At 62.8% G+C, this 21,251-nt stretch carries 14 protein-coding genes; 5 read left to right on the plus strand and 9 right to left on the minus strand.

Annotated features, from left to right (window positions below):
- The first annotated feature begins 17 nt into the window (after nt 1–17).
- The 3 genes from MF4836_RS06135 to MF4836_RS06145 all read left to right on the plus strand — a co-directional run bounded on the left by MF4836_RS06135 (nt 18) and on the right by MF4836_RS06145 (nt 11,648).
- Complete coding sequence (locus MF4836_RS06135; RefSeq protein WP_078469590.1) at nt 18–9,656, plus strand: hemagglutinin repeat-containing protein; 9,639 nt, start codon at nt 18–20, stop codon at nt 9,654–9,656.
- Nucleotides 9,653–10,495: a hypothetical protein gene (locus MF4836_RS06140; RefSeq protein ID WP_078469591.1), complete on the plus strand. Its 843-nt coding sequence runs from the start codon at nt 9,653–9,655 to the stop codon at nt 10,493–10,495. Before MF4836_RS06135 ends, MF4836_RS06140 begins: the two co-directional genes overlap by 4 nt.
- A 142-nt stretch (nt 10,496–10,637) precedes the next feature.
- Nucleotides 10,638–11,648 carry an AI-2E family transporter gene (locus tag MF4836_RS06145; RefSeq protein ID WP_078469592.1) on the plus strand — a complete coding sequence of 337 codons (1,011 nt, stop codon included), beginning with the start codon at nt 10,638–10,640 and terminating at the stop codon, nt 11,646–11,648.
- Between the two features lie 13 nt (nt 11,649–11,661).
- Here MF4836_RS06145 and MF4836_RS06150 read toward each other — a convergent pair whose 3' ends face one another.
- Complete coding sequence (locus MF4836_RS06150) at nt 11,662–12,570, minus strand: hypothetical protein (RefSeq protein WP_078469593.1); 909 nt, start codon at nt 12,568–12,570, stop codon at nt 11,662–11,664.
- Nucleotides 12,571–12,629: 59 nt separating this feature from the next.
- Nucleotides 12,630–13,895, minus strand: coding sequence for an Hsp70 family protein (locus MF4836_RS06155; RefSeq protein ID WP_078469594.1), 1,266 nt, complete (start codon nt 13,893–13,895; stop codon nt 12,630–12,632).
- Nucleotides 13,896–14,195: 300 nt separating this feature from the next.
- Between MF4836_RS06155 and MF4836_RS06160 the strand changes: the two genes are divergently transcribed.
- Both MF4836_RS06160 and MF4836_RS06165 read left to right on the plus strand, forming a co-directional pair.
- Complete coding sequence (locus MF4836_RS06160) at nt 14,196–15,140, plus strand: DnaJ C-terminal domain-containing protein (protein WP_078469696.1); 945 nt, start codon at nt 14,196–14,198, stop codon at nt 15,138–15,140.
- Nucleotides 15,141–15,162: 22 nt separating this feature from the next.
- The gene (locus tag MF4836_RS06165) at nt 15,163–15,465 is read left to right on the plus strand and encodes a chaperone modulator CbpM (protein ID WP_020298733.1); all 303 of its coding nucleotides are present in this window, start codon (nt 15,163–15,165) and stop codon (nt 15,463–15,465) included.
- A gap of 104 nt (nt 15,466–15,569) precedes the next feature.
- On the opposite strand, the gene MF4836_RS06170 is transcribed toward MF4836_RS06165, so the two are convergent.
- The 7 genes from MF4836_RS06170 to MF4836_RS06200 form a co-directional block, all read right to left on the minus strand.
- Nucleotides 15,570–16,709: a sensor histidine kinase gene (locus MF4836_RS06170; RefSeq protein ID WP_078469595.1), complete on the minus strand. Its 1,140-nt coding sequence runs from the start codon at nt 16,707–16,709 to the stop codon at nt 15,570–15,572.
- A gap of 112 nt (nt 16,710–16,821) precedes the next feature.
- Nucleotides 16,822–18,522 (minus strand): urease subunit alpha, encoded by a 1,701-nt coding sequence (gene ureC, locus MF4836_RS06175; RefSeq protein ID WP_078469596.1) that lies wholly within the window; start codon nt 18,520–18,522, stop codon nt 16,822–16,824.
- A 116-nt stretch (nt 18,523–18,638) separates the two neighbouring features.
- Nucleotides 18,639–18,944, minus strand: coding sequence for an urease subunit beta (locus MF4836_RS06180; RefSeq protein ID WP_078469597.1), 306 nt, complete (start codon nt 18,942–18,944; stop codon nt 18,639–18,641).
- Nucleotides 18,941–19,474: a GNAT family N-acetyltransferase gene (locus MF4836_RS06185; RefSeq protein ID WP_078469598.1), complete on the minus strand. Its 534-nt coding sequence runs from the start codon at nt 19,472–19,474 to the stop codon at nt 18,941–18,943. Before MF4836_RS06185 ends, MF4836_RS06180 begins: the two co-directional genes overlap by 4 nt.
- Before the next feature lie 6 nt (nt 19,475–19,480).
- Nucleotides 19,481–20,014: a GNAT family N-acetyltransferase gene (locus tag MF4836_RS06190; protein WP_078469599.1), complete on the minus strand. Its 534-nt coding sequence runs from the start codon at nt 20,012–20,014 to the stop codon at nt 19,481–19,483.
- Between the two features lie 9 nt (nt 20,015–20,023).
- Nucleotides 20,024–20,326: an urease subunit gamma gene (locus tag MF4836_RS06195; protein WP_020298739.1), complete on the minus strand. Its 303-nt coding sequence runs from the start codon at nt 20,324–20,326 to the stop codon at nt 20,024–20,026.
- 69 nt (nt 20,327–20,395) lie between these two features.
- Complete coding sequence (locus MF4836_RS06200; RefSeq protein ID WP_078469600.1) at nt 20,396–21,235, minus strand: urease accessory protein UreD; 840 nt, start codon at nt 21,233–21,235, stop codon at nt 20,396–20,398.
- Nucleotides 21,236–21,251: the final 16 nt, after the last annotated feature.

Genomic DNA, 21,251 nt, shown 5'->3' on the forward strand with positions numbered 1-21,251 from the left:
GAATGGATGATTGCCACATGGACGTTCGCAAGCCCTTTGCTCAATGCATTGCCCTATCACTGTCGGGCATCATTTTCCTGAACCCGATTGTCAGCGTCGCCGCCGGGCTGACGCTCGATCCCCAGGCGGGTGGCAATGCCACCATCGGCCAGGCAGGCAATGGCGTGCCGGTGGTCAATATCAATGGGACCAACGGCAGCGGGCTGTCCCACAACAAATTCAGCGAATACAACGTCGGCAGTAACGGCCTGATCCTCAACAACAGCGTCAATTCGGTGCAGAACACCCAGCTTGGCGGTTACATCCCGGGCAACGCGAACCTCAAGGGCCAGGCCGCGCAAGTCATCCTCAACGAAGTCACCGGCAGTAACCGCAGCACCCTCAAGGGCTACACCGAAGTCGCGGGCCAGGCGGCGCGGGTGATAGTCGCCAACCCCCATGGCATCACCTGCAACGGCTGCGGCTTCATCAATACGCCGCGCGCCACCCTGACCACCGGCAAACCGGTGATCAATGGCCAGAAACTCGATCATTTCCAGGTCGATGGCGGGGATATCTCCATCGAGGGCGCGGGGCTCAACGCCAGCAATATCGACCAGTTCGACCTCATCACCCGCAGCACCAAACTCAATGCCGACCTGTACGCGAAGAAGCTCAATGTCATCACCGGCCGCAACGATGTCGGCGCCGATGACCTGAGCGTCACCGCGCGTGCAGACGACGGCAGTGCCAAGCCGGAAATGGCCATCGACAGCTCGGCCCTGGGCGGTATGTACGCCGGGGCGATCCGTCTGGTGGGCACGGAAAAGGGCGTGGGGGTGAACATCTCCGGCGAAATGGCCGCCAGCACCGGCGACATCCAGATCGATGCCAGCGGCAAGGTAACCGTAGCCAGCATGGGCGCCAACCAGGCCATCGCCATCAAGGCCCAGAGCGTCGAGCTTCAGGGCCCGGCCTATGCGGGCACCGAGGCGCGGATCGACAGCCGCGGCGCCGTGACCGTCAGCAAGAGCCTCGCCGCGCGGGACAAAGTACAGGTCACCAGCGGCAGCCACATACGCAACAACGGCATCATCGAGGCGGGTGTCAACCCGGATAACACGCGCACCGCCACGGGCGATGTGACCCTCGTCAGCCAGACCCTGAGCAACCAGGGCAATGTGCTGGCCAGCCGCACGCTCAACGTGAAGGCGCAACAGGCCGTCGAAAACAACAACGGCGTGATACAGGGCGCCAAGGTGCAAGTGAGCACCGCGCGCCTGGTCAGCCAGGGCGAGCAGGCGCGGCTGCTTGCGCAGCACACCCTCACCCTCGACACCCCGGCCATCGTCAACCTCGGCGGGCTGATCCGCTTTGGTGACGGCCAGGCGGTCGACCTCAACCTTGCCAGCCTGGACAACACTGGCGGGCGGATCGAGGTTGCCGGTGCCGGTCTGAACCTGCGTACCAGCGATTTTATCAACCAGAAAGGCAAGGTGATTGCCGACCAGGTACTGGTCAGGGTTGATCGCCTCAACAACCAGCAAGGCCTGATCGGTGCGAGCCAGGGCAGTGCGATTTTCAAGATCAGCGGCCAGCTCGATAACGACGGCGGCCACCTCCAGGCCAAGAGCCTGCTTGAAGTGCAAGCGGGTGAAGCCCTGAACCGTGGCGGCAGCTTGCTGGGCGACCAGATCACCCTGACCGCGCAACGCCTGGACAACAGCCAGAAAGGCATGATCAGCGCAGAGAACGGGGCGACCGCAATCACCCTCGACCAGGACCTGATCAATGCCGGTGGGCAGATCCAGGCCACTACCGCGCTCGACCTCAAGATGGCGAGCCTGGACAACCGTGGCGGCACTTTGATTGCGCCGCAACTGACTCTGGACAGTCGCGGCAGCCTGGCCAACCAGGGCGGCACCATCAACGGTGATGTGCTCAAGCTCAAGGCCGGGGATGTGGATAACAGCGGCGGCCTGCTGCAAGGCCGGCAAACACTGAATCTGCAAGCCGGTGACCTGGCGAACAATCAGGGTCGTGTCCTCGGCAACGAACTGACGACCCACCTCGACGGGCTCAGCGACAACGCCAACGGCGTGCTCAGCGCCGAGAACGGTCCGCTGACGCTGATCGTCAAGCAGCACCTGAATAACGCCCTGGGCCATCTGCAAGCCAAACAGGGCAATGTGCAGGTCGAAGCCGGCAGCGTCGGCAACCAGCAAGGGGTCGTGGTGGGCAACCAACTGGTGCTGACCAGCAGCGGGATGCTCGACAACCGTGGCGGGCGCCTGGTGGGTGACCGCCTGACGGTCACCGCCAGCGGCCTGGACAACCAGGCCAAGGGGCTGCTCGCGGCCGGAACCGATGGCTTGACGTTGACCATCAACCCCAACGGCACCGCACCGGGTCAGGTGAGCAACAGCCAGGGGCGGATCCAGAGCGATGGCGCCTTGCAGATCGACGGTGGCCAGTTGAGCAACAGCGCGGGCGTGATGCTCGGCAATAGCCTGGTGATCAATGCCGACAGCCTGGACAACAGCAACCAGGGCGCACTGGTCGCCCAGGCCGGCAATGTCGCCCTGACCCTCAGTGGCGCCTTGAACAACAACGCCGGACTGATCGATGCCGGCGAGCAGAAACTGCGGGTCAGCCAGTTCAGTCAGCTCGACAACCTGGGTGGCACCTTGAAGGGCAAGCGCCTGGAAATCCAGGGCGCGGCTGTGGATAACCGTCAGGGCCAATTGCTCGCGGGCGGTGCGGGCCTGGAGCTGATCACGGGCAACCTGGATAACCGCGGGGGCATGATCCTGGCCAAGGACAGCCATGCCGAAGTGGCCCTGGCCCAGGGCGCCATGGATAACCGTGGTGGGACCTTGCAAGGCGCCAGCGTTGCGCTGACTGCCGGCTCTGTGGATAACAGTGCCCTGGATGGCAAGGCCGGCCTGATCAGCAGCCAATCCGGCGCGCTGAAATTGACAGTCGACCGCCTGACCAACCAGGCCGGCAAGCTGTATGCGAACGGCTTGCTCAGCTCTTCCGGGCAACTGCTGGACAATCGGGGTGGCGAAGTCAGCGCCCGGCAACTGGAACTGGCGGCCCGTGGCGACCTGTTGAACCAGGGTGGCCTGATCGAATCGGCTGACGGCCTGCTGCTTACCGGCGGCAACCTGGACAACAGCAGCGGCGGTCGAGTGCGGACGCTGGCGGGGCAGTTGGGCACTGTTGCGCTGACCGGCAACCTGAATAACCAGGGCGGATCGCTGGCCATCGGTACGGCTGCATTTGCCCTCAACGCCGGGCTGTTGAGCAACTCCCTGGGGAGCATCGAACATGCCGGGGGCGGCCTGTTCAAGCTGGACCTGGCCGGGCTTGCGGGCAGCCAGGGCCGTATCACCGGTCTCGGCCACGGCGATTGGGATATCGGCGCGGTCAATGGCGCCGGGCTGTTGCAGCTCAATGGCGCACTGGACTTGAGCACCTCGGGTGATCTCAGCCTGAATGCCGGCGACCGCATTGCCAGCGCCAGCGGCCTGCGCCTGGCCGCGGTGAACCTGAACAACGGGGGCGAGCTGGTCAGCGATGGCGACCTGGCCCTGGAGCTGGGTGGCAACCTGAACAACAGCGGCCTGCTTTCGGCGCAGAAAAAACTCACGGTCGGCGCCACCGACTTGAGCCAGCTCGGCGGACGTATCGCCAGTGGCGGTGATACCCAACTGAACCTGCGCGGCACCCTGGACAACCTGGGGCGCCTGATCGCCAGCCAGAACCTGTCGGTGTCCGCAGCGCAGATCAACAACCGCGGCACCCTGGGCGCCCTGGGGCAATTGGAACTGCGCTCGGCCAATGGCATCACCACCTCGGCCGACACGCTGATCTACAGCGGCGCCGACATGATCCTGCGCGGCAACGGCCTGGCCAACAGCTACGGCGATATCTACAGCGCCGGCAACCTCAGTTTCACCGCGTTGGATGGCGGGCGAGCGGCGTTGCTCAGCAACCGTTCCGGCACCATCGAAAGCGAAGGCGACATGTACATCGACGTGGGGTTGCTGGAAAACGCCATGGACAAATTCAAGATCGGCGAAAGCATCGTCAGTCGCCGTATCGACATCAATTGCACCGACTGCTCCGGCGACCACAACACCGGGACTTACATCGTCAACACCACCTACGAGGACAAGGTCCTGGAGCAATCGCCGGCTGCACGGCTGGTCTCCAATCGTGACCTGATCCTTCATGCCGACACCGTGGAAAACAAGCAAAGCCTGATCGCTGCCAACCGCGATGCCTTTGTCACCGCCAATAACTTCTACAACCGCGGCTCGACCTTGAACAAGCGGGTCGAGAGTATTTCCTACCTGTTGCATGGCGTTTCCAAAAGCGCGTTCCGCTATGCCCAGCAAGAAACGGTTGCCTGGAATGCCCGTAATGCAAATGTTGCCCCCGACCATCAGGAACCGGTGCCGGCGGTGATTTTGCAATACCCGGTCTGGGCCTCCAACAGCACCCTCCTGCCGGGCACACAAACAGGCTACGCCTCGACCTTGCAAGCGGGTCAGCGGCTGAACCTGCAAGTCAGTGGCAATCTTGAAAACGGCACCCTGACCGAACAGAGCCGCGCCCAACTGACGGGCCAGCAGTTGCAGAACAACCTGTCCCAGGCCGGTGGCCAGGTGATCACGGTCAATGCGCAAAGCTCTGCCGCCAGCAATCAGGAAGCCAAGGATGTGCAGCGCGTCGAGCGCGTAGCCGCCGATGGCAGCACCCAGGTCGGTTTCGTGCCAGTGGACTTCAGCGGCACGCCGTTCGTTGCGGTCGATCCGACTTCGCTTGCGAGCTACCACCTGCCCCAGGGCGAGTACGGCATGTTCGTCAAGAGCCAGAACCCCAGCGGTCGTTACCTGATCGAGACCAACCCGGCCTTTACCGATCTGTCGCGCTTCATGAGCTCCGACTACATGCTCGGCCATCTCAACTACAACACCGACCAGACCTGGCGCCGCCTGGGCGACGGGCTGTATGAGACTCGGCTGATTCGCGAGGCCGTGTTGGCGCAAACCGGGCAACGCTTCCTGGCGGCCAGTCTGACCAGCGATTACGACCAGTATCGCTACCTGATGGATAACGCCATTGCGTCCAAGGACCAGTTGCAACTGAGCGTCGGGGTCTCCCTCAACGCGCAGCAAGTGGCGGCCTTGACCCACGACATCGTGTGGATGGAAACCCGCCAGGTGCAGGGCGAACAGGTATTGGTGCCGGTGCTGTACCTGGCCCAGGCCGACTCGCGCAATCTGCGCGGCGGCAGCTTGGTGCAAGGGCGGGATATGACCGTGCTGGCAGGCAATGACCTGACCAACGTCGGCACCCTGCGCGCCAGCAATGACCTGAGCGTCAATGCCGGCGGCAACCTGTATCAGGGTGGCCTGGTGGAGGCCAACCAGCGGGTCAGCCTGATGGCCCAGGACAGCGTGCGTAATGCCCTGGGCGGTGAAATCCGCGGTAACCAGGTGAGTGTCACCGCGATCAAAGGCGACCTGATCAACGACCGCACCGCCGTTGCAGTGGGTTATGGCTCGGGTTCGCGCACGGTGCTGGATCAGGGCAGCCAGATCAGCGCGCGGCAGCAGCTGGACCTCAGTGCCGGACGCGACCTGACCAACGCAGGCCAGATCAGCAGCGCCGGCGATGCCAAGCTCAGTGCCGGCCGGGATATCGATCTGCTCGCGGTGCAGGACCATACCTTCACCCAGAGCGCCATCAGCCGTGGCCTGGTCACCAAGGACACGCTGCAGAACCTGGGTTCCAGCGTGACCACCCAGGGCAATCTCGAACTCAATGCCGGGCGTGATTTGGCGGTGGTGGCGAGCAAGGTCGCTGCGGGCAAGGACCTGACGCTCAATGCCGAGCGCGATATGGTCATCGCTTCGGCCCAGGACGCAGAGGCGTCGACCTTCTCCCAGAAGAAAAAAGGCTCCTGGGGCAGCAGCAAGACCACCCGCAGCGCGGATTCAGCCACCACCAACGTCGGTTCTGAAATCAGCGCCGGGCATGACCTGATGGTCAATGTCAGCCAGGACAAGGACGGCCGCATCAGCCTCAATGGCGGGCGCGATGTCACCGTGGTCGGCAGCCAGTTGAAAGCCGGCAATGACCTGTTGCTCGGCGCCGGTGGCGATGTGAGCCTGGTCTCGGCGCAAGAGCAGCAGGACAGCGCCTACAGCCAGAAGAAAAAAGGCAGCTTCGGCCTCAATAAAAGTGGCAACAGCCGCAGTTCCAGCACCACCACCCAGGTGGGCAGCGAGCTGAGCGCCGGCAATGACGCCGTGATCATCGCCGGCACCAACGTCAACCTGTCGGCCAGCACCGTCGAGGCCAAGCGTGATGCGGAACTGCGAGCAGGGCTGATCGACAAGAACGGCGACATCAACCTGATCGATGCGGCGAACGAGTCCACCAGCCAAAGCGAGAAGTACCGGAGCAAGGTCGGTTTATCCAGTTCCGGCAGTTTTATCTCGATTGCCTCGTCCAAGAAGTCGGGGCAGGAAAACCTGCAGACCCAGAGCGTCGGCAGTGTGGTCAGTGCCGGGCGTGATACCACGCTGCAAGCGGCCCGTGATGTGAACATGATCGGCAGTACCGCTGCGGCGGTGCGCGACCTCAACGTCGGTGCGGGGCGCGACGTCAATGTCCTGGCCGGCAGCAACAGCCAGGACCAGAGCAATTGGAAAAGCGAGAAGCACACCGGCTTGTCCCTGGAAAGCGACCGTAACGGCGTCACCGCCTTCCTGGGGCGTGAGGCCCTCAAGGAGAAATCGCGCAATGCCCAGCAGACGGTCGCCGAGAGCCAGTTGCTGGCCGGGCAGGACGTCAACATCAAGACCGGTCGCGACCTGACTGTGGAAGGTTCGCGGATCGACGCCAATCGCGACGTCAACCTGCAGGCCGGACGCGACATCAATGTCGATGCCGGCAAGGAAACCTCGATTCAGGAAAACAGCAAGAGCCGCGACCGCAACGGCCTGACGGTCAATATCAGCCACAACTATGGCAACACCAAGGACGCCCTCGCAGGCACCGGCAAGGGTGAAGACGGCGTGAGCAAGGCCTCGAGCGTGCTGAGCACCGTGGATTCGATCAACCAGTTCACCTCCGGGCCGACCAGCGCAACCCACTTCGGCTCGGCCAGCCAGGCCACCAGCTCACGCCAGGAAGTCCGGAGCAACAGTCCGTCGAATGTGGGCGCGGGTCGAGACATCAGTGCCGTGGCCGGCAATGACATCACTGTCCGTGGCAGCCAGTTTGACGCCGGGCGCGATATCACCCTGGCCGGGCGCAACATCACCGTGGATGTGGCGCGTGGCGTGGTCTCGGAAGAGAGCAAGACCACCCGCAGCCAGGGTGGCATCAACGGCCAGAGCGGCGGTGGCAGTGCCCGGGCCGGGATCGGCGGCAGTGTCGGCTCGGCTACCGAGCAGCTCAGCGATGGCACCAGTACGCCTTCGGTGTTTCTGGCCGGGCGTGACGTCAGCCTTGAAGCCCGTGACAACCTGACGCTGATTGGGACCCAGGTCCATGCCGGGCGGGATATCGACCTCAGTGCCGGCAAGGACCTGACCATTCGCGCGGCGCAGAATGACTCCAGCAGTGAGTCCGATCGCAGCAGTGGCGGCGGTGAAGTCGGCCTGGCAGTGGGCGGCAAGGACTTCATCTCTGTGTATGCCAGTGTCGATATGGGCAAGGGCAAGCTTGATCGCGAGAACGAACGGCAGCAGAACGCCAACCTCGTTGCCGGTGACCAGTTGCGCTTCACCAGCGGCAAGGACAGCACTATTTCCGGTGCGACCTTGCGTGGCGATGAAGTCATCGGCCGGGTGGGCGGTGACCTGACCGTGTCCTCGGTGCCCGATACCGGAAAAGTCAGCGGCAAGCAACTGGATGCCAGTGTGACGGTGAGCATCGGCCTGGGCGGCGGTGGCAGTGTCAGCGGCTCGCTGGGGGTGGGCAAGACCACCGGCAAGACCGATTGGGTACAGGAACAGACCAGTATCACCGGCAAGAACGGCGTGGATATCCGCACCGAAAACCATACCCAGATCGACGGTGCGGTGATCGCCGCCGACAACGGCAAGCTGAAGCTGGACACCAACACCCTGGGCTTCCGCGATATCTCCGGCCAGGACAAGGAGCACAGCTACTACGTCAACGCGGGCGGCTCCTTCGCCTGGGGCGGCGGTGGCGACGGCGCCAAGTCGACGGGCGGCAAGGACGTCGCCTTCACCACTGACAAGAGCGTCGCCGGCAAGGGCCAGAATGGCGTCGCGGGCTGGAGCGTCAGCGGTTATGACTACCGCAAGGAGAAGGAGCAGGAAGTTCGCGCCACCGTGGGCGCCGGCAGCATCATCGTGCGCAACGACGCCAAGACTGGCGTGGACTCCACGACAGGCCTGAACCGCGATCTGACCAAGGCCTTCGAGATCACCAAGGACAAGGAAAAACGCACCGACCTGTATGTCAGCCAGTCCTCCCTGGACGGCGTGTCGCATCCGGTGGATACCGTGAACAACTGGCGCCAGGGTGTGAAGGACTATGGCAAGAACGCGGCGGGGATTTTTAGCCAGTACGCCGCCTTGAGCGGTGCCGCCAGCGCGGCGCTTGAAGAGAACCCGTCGCTGTGGCCATTGGCATGGATTCCGGGGCTGCTGGAAACCGTCATGGACAAGGCGTCCACCTACACCCTCGGGGTCATGCCGGGTGTTGAAAGTCATGGTGGCCTGATTACCCAGGTGCCGACTCTGTTGACCGGGGACATGCGTTTTTATCGAGTCAAAACCGGCTTCGAATACGAGTCAGACGGCAAGACCATCAAAGTAGATGACGGTGGCAAACCGGTGCTCAAGAAAGATCAGAGCCTGGTTGAGATCAGCCGGCCGGATGGCGATGGTGCGATTTTCACCAACGGCATTCAGAACTCGCTGCTCTCGGCCCTGGTCAATGGCGCTATGCAGACCGGCTCGGATACCTTCATGCAGGCCTACAACCCGGAGCACGGCATATTGGGCGACCTGGTCGAGTCATTGTGGGATGTGGCGCTGGGGGGGGTAGTGCGCTCCGGTAACGCGCGCGAACTGCATGACTTCTATCAGGCTGGCATCGACGACAATTACAAACTGGACATCGCCGGCCACAGCCAGGGTGGTCTCCTGACCTACCGCGGGATCTCGGGGCTGGACTTCAACCTCAATGGCAAAGTGGGCAGCATCCAATTGTCCGGCGCACCTGTGGGCTCGACGAGTTTCTTCCAGGCAGCCAAGGAGGCCGGGTTCAACATTGAGGACGGCGCGTACTTCCAGGTGAACCGTCCCGGGTCGAAAAACTTCTTCGGCATGTTGCCCGTCACCGATACCGTGTCTGACTTGTTGGGCGGCAACTTCCTTCATTCGTCCGACCCGGTGGCGCGCTTCTTTGGTTCCCTGACCACCAGCACGTCGTTGCTGGGTGCGGCCAGCCCTCACTCCAACTACTTGTGCGTGTCCAAAGCCATGTGCGGTGATCAACCCAACGCCCTGCAAGATCAGTTCAAAGGCAATTCGCGCTACATCACGCCGACGGTGATCGACGCCAACGGCACCCACACGCGCTTGCCCGATCCGGCCAACAAGACCAACAAGCTATGAAGATTCTCAGAGCAGTCGTGGCAGGCGGGTTGCTGATCCTGGGCAGCGGGTGCAGCAACCCGCCCCTGGTCTACGAGAATGCTCGCTTCGACAACCGCATGCTCTGCACCGAAGGCGCCAAGCGGGTCACGTTGATGCAGCGTTATTCCTTCGACCTGCCGGGGCCTTTTCGTCATGCGCCCTGCGGGACGATCACCAGCGGGTTTTATTATGAGAAGGGACTTGATGCTCTCTCCGTGGGGACGTCCGGAACCTTTTCCTATGGCGATATCCAGGTGACGGCGTCCGGGCTCTATATGCGGGTCAACAGCTTTCTCAGTGGCAGGTCGGACGGGCTGCTCTATCCCAAGCAGGCGTTTAAGGACGATCTGGTGGCCAGGCAGGCGTTGCCTTCCTATCACGGGGTCAAACCCAGCAGTTTCGATTGGGTGACACACCAGGGTTTTCAATGCCTGCGTACCTACGAGCGCTGGGAAGGGAAGGCGGTTGGCATTTTCGAGGATGAGGTCAAGTACTGGTGCTGGGAGCAGGAGAGCGGCTTGAAGCAGCCTTTCTACGTGCATGCGGGCCAGCGCCTGCCCTTGGGAACCAAGGGCTACGACCTGGATCAGGTCTTTATCGAACCGTTCTTCCAGAGCCTGAAAATCAATCGATTGCCCGCACCGGTGCTGGCCAAGGCGCAGGCGGATCTGCAAGCCTTCTGTAGCCACGTCAAGTCGCGTCTGGACAAGAACCTGCCCTGGGGCGATGACTACCCCGACAAGCGCCTGAACCTGACCTTTCTGCATTACTGCGGCTACGACGTGCCGCTGCCTGACTCGGCCGCGCCAGCGCTCTGATGGCACCATTGATTCGAACCAACGGCTGTCGCGACACTCTTGTAAATAATTGAGCCGCTTTCCTTACGGCGCCTGCCCCTATTCGTGCCCGGAGAACGCTGGCAGACTGCCAATCTTTTCAAGCCGTTCGTTTTGAGGCTATATGCCAACGTTTTCTCAGCGTCATCTGTTGTTGTTCAGTTGGGTCATCATTTTCGGCGGGTTGCTTCTGGTTCTGCCGCTGCGACTATTGCCAAGCCTGCTGGCCGGGCTGCTGGTTTTCGAGCTGGTCAATATGCTCACCCCGCAGCTGCAACGGCTGATCGAAGGAAGACGCGCGCGTTGGCTGGCAGTGGCGTTGCTCGGCACCCTGGTGGTCAGCCTGCTGACGCTGCTGTTTGCCGGGGCCATCAGTTTTCTGCTGCACGAGGCGGAAAACCCAGGCGCTTCCCTGGATAAATTCATGGCCGTGGTCGACAAGGCGCGTGGCCAGCTGCCGCCGTTTCTCGACTCCTACCTGCCGGCCAGTGCCGCAGAATTCCAGGCCGCGATTGGCGCCTGGGCCAGCAAGCATTTGAGTGAGTTGCAACTGGTGGGCAAGGACGCGGCCCATATGTTCGTGACCTTGCTGATCGGCATGGTGCTGGGGGCGATCATCGCCTTGCAGCGGGTGCCCGACCTGACCAAGCGCAAACCGTTGGCCGCTGCCCTGTTCGATCGCCTGCACCTGCTGGTCCAGGCGTTTCGCAACATCGTGTTTGCCCAGATCAAGATTTCCCTGCTCAACACCTTCTTCACCGGGATCTTCCTCGCGGTGGTACTGCCGATGTTCGGGGTCAAGCTGCCGCTGACCAAGACCCTGATTGTGCTGACCTTCCTCCTGGGCCTGCTGCCGGTAATCGGCAACCTGATCTCCAACACCCTGATCACCATAGTCGGGCTGTCACTGTCGATCTGGGTGGCGGTGGCGGCGCTGGGCTACCTGATCTTTATCCACAAGCTGGAATACTTCCTCAACGCGCGAATCGTCGGTGGGCAGATCAGTGCCAAGTCCTGGGAGTTGCTCCTGGCGATGCTGGTGTTCGAGGCCGCGTTCGGCCTGCCGGGGGTGGTGGCAGGGCCGATTTACTACGCCTACCTGAAAAGCGAGTTGAAGCTGGCGGGGCTGGTCTAGGCCGCCGCTTGCTTCAATTGCGCTTGTCGCCCTCATAGGTGACCGACTGGAGGCGATCAAGACCTGAGCCGATATGGAACGAGAACGGCCGGCCCAGTTGCTGGATCTTCTCGGCGCATTGAGCGTTCCAATCGTCGTTACGGTTATCGGGGCTGAAGTCGGCGGTTAGCAACTGTTCACCCAGGTTGGCGACTTCAATCGACAGTTGCAGCTTGGTCCGCAGCAGGTCGTCCTGAACCATGTCTTCGCTCCACAGGCGAATCTCGCCTTTGCGCACGCTTTCGCGCAATTGGGTGTCCTTGACGATCATTTGGCCGGTCACGGTCTTTTTTCTATACCCCTGGCTGCGGTAGTTGATGCGCACATGCTCCGGTGATTGCCCGGGAACTTGTTGCACGCTCACCGCGTTGAAGGGCAGGTCGCCGTCCAGTTGGCCCTGGATATTGCAGACGATTTCGACCGGAACCCCACTCTTGTTGTAATAGCCCAGTGCCCGGTCGAGCAGCAGGTAGCGCGCCGAAAGCCTGACCTCGGAGTTGATGGACAGGGTCAGGGTGGTCGGCTGCGGGGGCGCGTCCCCCGGCTGCGGTTCGAGTGTCATGTCGATGGCCATGCTGCTGGCCGTTCGCGCTTTGAGAATGTCATCGAACAGTGCGCGCAATGCCTCGCGCTGCTCGGGGCTCAGGCTGTCCTTGAGGGACAGATGAACCACTCGGCTGTCTTGCTCATCCAGCTCCAGCTCGACCTTTTCAGGATCGATGCCGCGGGCGCGAATCGCCTCCACCAACAAGGCGCTGACACTGCCATTGACCTGCTGGCCCTGGTACCCAACCGGCTGCTCGAAGTGCAGGGACATGAAGTCTTCCTTGCAGCCGGTCAGCAGCAGGGCGGCGAGCAGGGGCAACAGTTTGTACAGGTTCATCGTTTCGGTTCCTTGCGAAAATTTTCCCCAGCCCTGGGGCACGACGGTCGAGCGGGTTTCTAGCCGTAGCGCTTCCTGGCTTCAATCGCCAGACCGCTGCCGATGCTGCCGAAGATGTTGCCTTCGACGTGGCGGGCATTGGGCAGCATGGCCGAGATGCTCTGGCGCAGGGCCGGGATGCCGCTGGAACCGCCGGTGAAGAACACCGTGTCGACCTGGGCCACATCGACGCTGGCATCGTCCAGCAACTGGGTCACGCTGTTGCGGATGCGCTCCAGCAAGTTGTCGATGGCCGACTCGAACAGCGCCCGGCTCAGCTCCACGCTCAACCCCGGCTCGATACGGTCCAGGGGCACGTGGCGGCTGTCGGTGTGGGTCAGCTGGATCTTGGTTTCCTCGACTTCCATCGCCAGCCAGTGGCCGGCACGCTGCTCGATCAGCTTGAACAGGCGGTCGATGCCACCGGTGTCTTCGATGTCGTAGCGCATGCTGCCCAGGGCCAGCTGGGATTTTTGCGAGTACACCGAGTTGATGGTGTGCCAGGTCGCCAGGTTCATGTGGTGGCTGGTGGGCATGTAGGCGCCGCTTTTCATCCGGCTGCCGTAGCCGAACAGCGGCATCAGGCCTTGCAGGCTCAATTGCTTGTCGAAATCGGTACCGCCGATGTGCACGCCACCGGTGGCCAGGATGTCGTCGTGGCGGTTGTCCAGGTCGCGGCGCTCGGGGGCCAGGCGTACCAGGGAGAAGTCGGACGTACCACCGCCGATGTCGACGATCAGCACCAGTTCTTCGCGTTCGATGGTCGACTCGTAGTCGAAGGCTGCGGCGATGGGTTCGTACTGGAAGGACACTTCCTTGAAGCCCAGCTTGCGCGCCACCTCCACCAGGGTGTTTTCAGCTTCCTGGTCGGCGGCGGCATCGTCATCGACGAAGAACACCGGGCGACCCAGGACCACTTCCTCGAATTCCCGACCGGCGGCGGTTTCCGCGCGGGCCTTGAGTTGGCCGATAAACAGGCCCAGCAGGTCCTTGAAGGGCATCGCCGTGCCCAGCACGCTGGTGTCGTGCTTGATCAGCTTGGAGCCCAGCAGGCTTTTCAGCGAGCGCATCAGGCGGCCTTCATAGCCTTCCAGGTACTCGTGCAACGCCAGGCGACCGTACACCGGGCGACGTTCTTCGATATTGAAGAACACCACCGAGGGCAGGGTGATCTTGTCATCCTCCAGCGCGATAAGCGTTTCCATGCCGGGGCGCAGCCAGCCGACAGTGGAGTTGGACGTGCCAAAGTCGATACCGCAGGCACGGGCCGGAGATGCGTTTTTCATGTCTTTCAAGTTCCGGTTAAAAAACGGCCGCGCAGTGTATGCCAGTCGCTGGCAGATTCGAAGGCCGACTATCCGCTAAATCGAAACCTTTTCCTGCCTTGAAAGACTATTCTTCACCCCAAACTTGCAGGCATGAGCCGGGCAATCACCGGGCGCTCGCAAGAACCGCCGGCGATTGCCGATAAACTTTTGATGCGCCGCACCAGTCAACGGGTTGAGATTGATCAATCCTTATGCTGCCAATGAGAGCATGCTGCACTGTATGCCGCGCGATATTGATAACGGATGGTGATTCCCTCGATGGACTTCAAAGACTATTACAAGATTCTCGGTGTGGAACCGACGGCGGACGACAAGGCGATCAAAGCGGCCTATCGCAAGCTGGCGCGCAAGTACCACCCTGACGTCAGCAAGGAAAAGGACGCCGAGGCAAAGTTCAAGGACGCCTCGGAAGCCTATGAAGCGCTGAAAAGTGCCGACAAACGCGCCGAATACGACGAAATGCGCAAATACGGCCAGCACGGCCAACCGTTCCAGGGGCCGCCGGGCTGGCAGGGCCGTGGCGGTTTTGGCGGTGGCCAGGATACCGGCGACTTTTCGGACTTCTTCAGTTCGATCTTCGGTAACCGTGGCCCGGGCTTTGGTGGTGGTGAACAATCGCGGCGCAGCGCCGGACGTCGTGGACAGGATGTGGAAATGGAACTGCCGATCTTTCTTGAAGAAACCCTCTCTGCCGAGTCGAAGAAGATCAGCTTCCAGGTGCCGCAGTACAACGCCGCCGGCCAGCATGTGAGCAACACCAGCAAGAGCCTGAACGTGAAAATCCCGGCCGGGGTCAGCGATGGCGAGCGTATCCGCCTCAAGGGCCAGGGCGCGCCGGGTGTGGGCGGTGGGGCCAATGGTGACCTGTACCTGACCATTCGCTTCGCCCCGCACCCGAAATTCGACGTCGAAGGCGAGAACCTGATCATCACCTTGCCCCTGGCTCCGTGGGAGCTGGCGCTGGGTACCGAGGTCGCGGTGCCGACCCTGACCGGCAAGATCAACCTCAAGGTGCCGGCCGGCAGCCAGAACGGCCAGCGCATGCGCGCCAAGGGCCATGGCTTGCTGAACAAGGCCGGCGAGCGTGGTTCGCTGTTCGTCCAGCTCAAGGCGGTGATGCCGAAACAGGCTGACGATGACGTCAAGGCGTTGTGGCAGGAGCTGGCGAAAAAGGCGGCGTTCGACCCACGGGAACATTTTTGATTCGAGAATGGAGTAGCTGAGTATGAGTACCCTGATCGTTCAGCTGGACATGGAAGAATTCTGTGAGGTGACCGACCTGTCGGCCGCTTACGTGATCGAAATCGTCGAACACGGGATCCTCGAACCTCAGGGCCAGGCGCCCAAGGATTGGCGTTTCAACGATTACCAGCTGGCCCTGGCCAAGCGCGCGGCCATCCTGCACCGCGACCTGGAACTGGAGTGGCAAGGCGTGGCCCTGGCCCTGGACCTGCTGGATGAAGTGCGCGAACTGCGCGCGGAAAATCGCATGCTCAAACAACGCCTGGGGCGCCTGGTCCTCGACTGACCTGTAGCCGCTGCCGAAGCCTCGGGCCGCGTTCGGACGCTGGCCCTGATAAACATCGCGGATGTTTCAGGAAAACGTCGGCGCCTTGGCGCCCAGTTGTGTTTTCAGGGCTGTGCCCGGGAAACCCGGGGCAGGGTGACGGTGAAGGTGGTACCGTCGCTTTCGTTGGAGCTGACTTCGATGCTGCCCTGGTGCGCGCTGACCACTTCCTTGACGATAAACAACCCCAGGCCAAGGCTGGTGGAGGGAGTGCCGAGTTCTTCACTGGCGCTGCGCACCAGGGGGTCGAACAAAGTGCTCAGGGCGTCCTTGGGGATGGGCGTGCCGTAGTTGTGCACCGTCAGCAACACCTGTTCGGCGCCGCCGGTGATGGTCACGGTCACGGTGCGGCTGTTGTTTCCGTGCTGCAGCGCATTGCCGATCAGGTTCTGCAGCATCTGTTCGATGCGCCCGCGATCCCAGATGCCGTGGCCATCACCGTGGAAATTCAGCGAGGGGGAGCAATCGGGCTGCCCGGCGCAGGCTTCATCCATGGCCGCTTTGGCGGCGCTGGCCAGGTCCATCGGTGCCGGCTCGATCGGCAAGCCGCTGCCCAGCCGGCTGCGCACAAACTCCAGCAAGTCACTGACCATCGCCCCCATGTGTCGCGCGCCGCTCTTGATCCGCGCCACGTAGGCCAGGCCCTCGGCGTCCAGCGCGACACGCCGCGCCAGCATCTCGGTGGACATGCTCACGGCCTGCAACGGCGCGCGCAGGTCATGACCGAGAATCGCCAGGAAGATATCCCGCGAGCGATCGACCTGTTCGGCATAGGCCGCGGTGGACTCGGCCAGCGCTTCGTCGATGGCTTCGTTGAAGCGGATCATGTCCTGGAAGTACATCAGGTCCGGTGATTCCAGGCTGCCCACCCACAGGCGGATCACGCAGGCGCGCAGGTGGCGAAATTCGGAGGTCATCTGCGCCAGGTCAAAGCCCACGGTGTGCCGCAGTTCTCCATGGCTGGCGGCGGCCTCATCCAGGCTTGGGGTTTTTTCCGGCCCTTCGCCCTTGGCCTTGGCCTGTTGTTCATGGGCGGTCTGGGCGGTGCGCATGTCGCGCGCAGCGGCCAGCAGGATCGATTTTGCGTGATCGCGCAATTGCAGGCGGGTCATGGAGTCGGCGGCAGGGGCGATGGATTTCGCAAACTGCTCCCATTCATCAACGATTCGATCAACGTGTTGCACGATGAAATCGGACAGGCGCATAGCCGGGAACCCTGCAGGCAATTGTGAGAAATCGAGTGGCATCTTAGCGCCAAACCGGGGTTTTCAAAACTCGCGCTGCCAAACAGGGTTCCGGGCTGATCAGTGCAGGGTTCTAGAAGAGAAAATAACGTTGTGCCATGGGTAGCACCTCCGCCGGTTCACACCACAGCAGCACACCATCGGCCTTGACCTGATAGGTCTGCGGGTCGACATCGATCTGTGGCAGGTAGTCGTTGTGGATCAAGTCGGTCTTTTGCACCTGGCGACAGCCCTTGACTACCGCGATGCGTTTTTTCAGGCCCAGGGTCTCGGGCACGCCGGCGTCCAGGGCCGCCTGGCTGATAAAGGTCAGGCTGGTGGCATGCCGGCTGCCGCCAAAGCTGGCGAACATCGGGCGGTAATGCACCGGCTGCGGGGTTGGGATCGAAGCGTTGGCGTCGCCCATCAGGCTGGCGGCAATCGCCCCGCCCTTGAGGATCAGGGTCGGCTTGACCCCGAAAAACGCCGGGCGCCACAGCACCAGGTCTGCCCACTTGCCGACTTCGATCGAGCCCACTTCGTGGCTGATGCCGTGGGTGATCGCCGGGTTGATGGTGTATTTGGCGATGTAGCGCTTGACCCGGAAGTTGCTGTTGCCCTCGCCGTCGCCCGGCAGCGGACCGCGCTGCTTGTGCATCTTGTCGGCGGTCTGCCAGGTGCGGGTGATGACTTCGCCGACCCGGCCCATGGCCTGGCTGTCGGAGCTGATCATGGAGAACGCGCCCAGGTCGTGGAGGATGTCTTCGGCGGCGATGGTCTCGCGGCGAATGCGGCTTTCGGCAAAGGCCACGTCTTCGGCGATGCTTGGGTCCAGGTGATGGCAGACCATCAGCATGTCCAGGTGCTCGTCGATGGTGTTGCGGGTGAAGGGCCGGGTCGGGTTGGTCGAGCTCGGCAACACGTTGGCAAAACCGCAGGCCTTGATGATGTCCGGCGCATGGCCGCCACCGGCACCTTCGGTGTGGTAGGTGTGAATGGTGCGGCCCTTGAAGGCGGCCAGGGTGGTTTCGACGAAGCCCGACTCGTTGAGGGTGTCGGTGTGGATCGCCACCTGGACGTCGTACTGGTCGGCGACGCTCAGGCAGTTGTCGATGGCCGCGGGGGTGGTGCCCCAGTCTTCATGCAGCTTGAGGCCGATGGCCCCGGCCTTGACCTGCTCGATCAAGGGCTCCGGCAGGCTGGCGTTGCCCTTGCCGGTAAAGCCGATGTTCATCGCGAAGGCGTCGGCGGCCTGGAGCATGCGCGCCATGTGCCAGGGTCCCGAGGTGCAGGTGGTGGCGTTGGTTCCGGTGGCTGGCCCGGTGCCGCCGCCGATCATGGTGGTGACGCCGCTCATCAGCGCTTCTTCGATCTGCTGCGGGCAGATGAAGTGGATATGGGTGTCGATGCCGCCGGCGGTGAGGATCATGCCTTCGCCGGCGATGACTTCGGTGCTGGCGCCGATGGCGATGGTCACGTTGGGTTGGATGTCCGGGTTGCCGGCCTTGCCGATGGCGGCGATGCGCCCGTCCTTGAGGCCGACATCGGCCTTGACGATGCCCCAGTGGTCGATGATCAGGGCGTTGGTGATCAGGGTGTCGACCACCTCGGCCGCCAGCAACTGGCCCTGGCCCATGCCGTCACGGATCACCTTGCCACCGCCGAACTTCACTTCTTCGCCGTAGGTGGTGAAGTCCTTTTCCACTTCAATCCACAGCTCGGTATCGGCCAGCCGCACCTTGTCGCCGACGGTGGGGCCGAACATGTCGGCGTAGGCCTCGCGGGAAATGCGCATTCCTCGGTCCTCGGAAATAAGCGGCAAGCTTTAAGCTGCCCGCTGCAAGAAAAATCAAAAGCTATCGATAGCGCCGCAAATGGCTGTTACTTGCCGCTTGAAGCTTGAAGCTGCGCTCAAAGAGCGCCCATCACTCGCCCGGCAAAGCCGAATACCCGGCGATGCCCGGCCAGGTCCACCAGTTCCACTTCCCGGGTCTGCCCCGGCTCGAAGCGCACGGCGGTGCCGGCCGGGATGTTCAGGCGCATGCCCCGGCTGGCGGCGCGGTCGAAGGTCAGGGCGTCATTGGTCTCGAAGAAGTGGTAGTGCGAGCCGACCTGGATCGGCCGGTCGCCGCTGTTGGCCACTTTCAGGCTCAAGGTGCGGCGGCCGACATTGAGTTCGATGTCGCCGGGCTGGATCTGGTATTGGCCTGGAATCATGCGGGCAGTCCCAAAGTCTTGAAGTAAATGGCGGTCGGGGTGTAGGTGCCGTCCGGGCTCTGGCAGTAGTTGGGCAGTTCACCGACCCGGATGTAGCCCAGGGAGCGGTAGAAGTCCTCGGCGGGGGAGCCGGCTTCGGTGTCCAGGTACAGCAGGCCGCGCTTGTTCTGGCGGGCTGCCTGCTCCAGGGCCGTCATCAGTTGCTGGCCCAGGCCGCGGCGACGGGCGTCGTGGCGCACCTGGAGTTTCTGGACCTCGGCGCGATTGCGTCCGTTGGGTTTCTGGCACAGCGCCAGTTGCACGCTGGCCAGGACCTTTTCGTTATCCACCACTACCCACAGCAGCAGGCTGGCGTCTTCCACCCCGGCCTGCAGGTTGCGCAAGTAGGCATCGGCCTGGGCCTGGTCGAGGTCGGCCATGAAGCCGATCGAGGCCCCGTGCTGCACCGCGTCGAACAGCAGATCACTCAGTCCCTGGCGGTAATGGGCAAAACTTTCCCCATGTACTCGGCGCAGTTGGGCAGCGTTCATCGGGTATCACTCCTTGTCGATGGCGGGCGGCAGCGCCCCGGGGTTGAGGATCAGTTGCATGAAGGTCAGGTCCAGCCAGCGTCCGAACTTGGTGCCTACTTGAGGCATCTGTCCGGTGGTGATGAAACCCAGACGCTGGTGCAGGCGGATCGAAGCCTCGTTGCCGCTTTCGATGGCTGCGACCATTACGTGCTTGTCACAGCCCCGGGCGCGTTCGATCAGTGCTTCCATCAGGCGTGGGCCAAGGCCGTTGCCGCGCTGGTCGTCGCGCACGTACACCGAGTGTTCGACGCTGTGGCGAAAGCCGTCGAACGGTCGCCAGTCGCCGAACGAAGCGTAGCCGAGCACCACCTCGTCGGCGTTGATGATCACCAGGATCGGATAGCCCTGGGCCTGCCGGGCGCTGAACCAGGCCTGGCGGTTGCCCAGGTCCACGGGCTGCTCGTTCCAGATCGCCGTGGTAGTGCGCACAGCGTCGTTGTAGATGTCACGGATCGCCGGCAGGTCGGCATGCAGTGCATCGCGGATGCGGTAAGTCATGGCGCGGCCTCAGGCGATAGGTTGGTGGACGGTGACCAGCTTGGTGCCGTCGGGAAAGGTCGCCTCGACCTGGATCTCCGGGATCATTTCCGGGATGCCCTCCATCACTTGTTCACGGCTGAGCAGGGTGGTGCCGTAGTGCATCAGTTGGGCCACGGTCTGGCCGTCACGGGCGCCTTCGAGCAGCGCCGCGGAGATATAGGCCATGGCCTCCGGGTAATTGAGTTTCACGCCACGGGCCAGCCGTCGCTCGGCCACCAGGCCGGCGGTGAAGATCAGCATCTTGTCTTTTTCGCGTGGGGTCAGGTCCATCGTGTTCAATCCGTTTGGGCAGTTAAAAGGTTCAGCGCGTCAGGGCGGCGGTCCCGCGTGACAGGCGCTTCATGTATTCCAGATCCTCGGCGGCACGGCCTCGCGCCCGAGCAGGGCGGGGCGCAGCAGGCGCCACAGGTCGATCAGCCAGGCCCGGGCCAGCAGCGCTTCGCTGGCCAGGCAGCGGGCCACCAGCAGCCCGGGCAGTTGTGTCAGGTCGCCGCGTACCTCGTGGGGCAGGGAGCGGCAGGTCTCCAGCAGTTGCGTGTCGATTTCGCCGGTGACCAGCAGGGTCGCGAACACCGGGTGGCCGTCCAGGCCGATGGGCGAGTCCAGCAGGCCGTCGCCCCCGACAATGCGCTGGCGTTCGTGCCAGAGCAACTGGCCGTCACGGCGGATATCCAGGTGCGATTGAAAATGCCCGAGGTCAAAGCGTTCACCGCTGGCCGGGCGGCCCAGGGCCACGATGTCCCAGTAGAACAGTCGAGCGTCGCCCTCAAGCTCGATCACGGTCGCCAGTTCCGCCTGGGCGGCACTGAACACGATGCTCTCCTGGGGCAGCCATTCCAGGGTGGCACCGGCGGCGACGTGCAGCTCAAGGTTTTGGTACGCCGGCCCAGCGGCGCGGTACCACTTGGCGGCGCCAGGGCTGGTCAGTTGCGCCCAGGCATCGGTGCCGACGCTGGCGCGGATGTCCAGGCGGTCGCCACCGGCAATCCCGCCAGGGGGGTGGACGATGATGTGCTGGCAGACCTCGGGGCCTTCGGCATACAGGTGCTTCTGCACCCGCAGCGGGCCCAGGTGACGGCGCTGCACCGGACGCGTGGTGTCGCCGAAACGGGCGTAGCCCAGCTCCAGCTCGGCATGCCAGCTAGGGGTGAACAACGCGGTGTGGGCAGGAAGATTCATGGTTCGCGCTTATCGT

The sequence above is a fragment of the Pseudomonas sp. MF4836 genome (assembly GCF_002018875.1).
GTDB lineage: Bacteria > Pseudomonadota > Gammaproteobacteria > Pseudomonadales > Pseudomonadaceae > Aquipseudomonas.

Coding starts and splice junctions, on each gene's coding strand:
- MF4836_RS06200 (WP_078469600.1), bottom strand. CDS start 21,235: ATGAATCTTCCTGCCCACACCGCGTTGTTCACCCCTAGCTGGCATGCC.
- MF4836_RS06160 (WP_078469696.1), top strand. CDS start 14,196: ATGGACTTCAAAGACTATTACAAGATTCTCGGTGTGGAACCGACGGCG.
- MF4836_RS06195 (WP_020298739.1), bottom strand. CDS start 20,326: ATGGACCTGACCCCACGCGAAAAAGACAAGATGCTGATCTTCACCGCC.
- MF4836_RS06145 (WP_078469592.1), top strand. CDS start 10,638: ATGCCAACGTTTTCTCAGCGTCATCTGTTGTTGTTCAGTTGGGTCATC.
- MF4836_RS06165 (WP_020298733.1), top strand. CDS start 15,163: ATGAGTACCCTGATCGTTCAGCTGGACATGGAAGAATTCTGTGAGGTG.
- MF4836_RS06150 (WP_078469593.1), bottom strand. CDS start 12,570: ATGAACCTGTACAAACTGTTGCCCCTGCTCGCCGCCCTGCTGCTGACC.
- MF4836_RS06140 (WP_078469591.1), top strand. CDS start 9,653: ATGAAGATTCTCAGAGCAGTCGTGGCAGGCGGGTTGCTGATCCTGGGC.
- MF4836_RS06180 (WP_078469597.1), bottom strand. CDS start 18,944: ATGATTCCAGGCCAATACCAGATCCAGCCCGGCGACATCGAACTCAAT.
- MF4836_RS06170 (WP_078469595.1), bottom strand. CDS start 16,709: ATGCGCCTGTCCGATTTCATCGTGCAACACGTTGATCGAATCGTTGAT.
- MF4836_RS06190 (WP_078469599.1), bottom strand. CDS start 20,014: ATGACTTACCGCATCCGCGATGCACTGCATGCCGACCTGCCGGCGATC.
- MF4836_RS06155 (WP_078469594.1), bottom strand. CDS start 13,895: ATGAAAAACGCATCTCCGGCCCGTGCCTGCGGTATCGACTTTGGCACG.
- ureC (WP_078469596.1), bottom strand. CDS start 18,522: ATGCGCATTTCCCGCGAGGCCTACGCCGACATGTTCGGCCCCACCGTC.
- MF4836_RS06185 (WP_078469598.1), bottom strand. CDS start 19,474: ATGAACGCTGCCCAACTGCGCCGAGTACATGGGGAAAGTTTTGCCCAT.
- MF4836_RS06135 (WP_078469590.1), top strand. CDS start 18: ATGGACGTTCGCAAGCCCTTTGCTCAATGCATTGCCCTATCACTGTCG.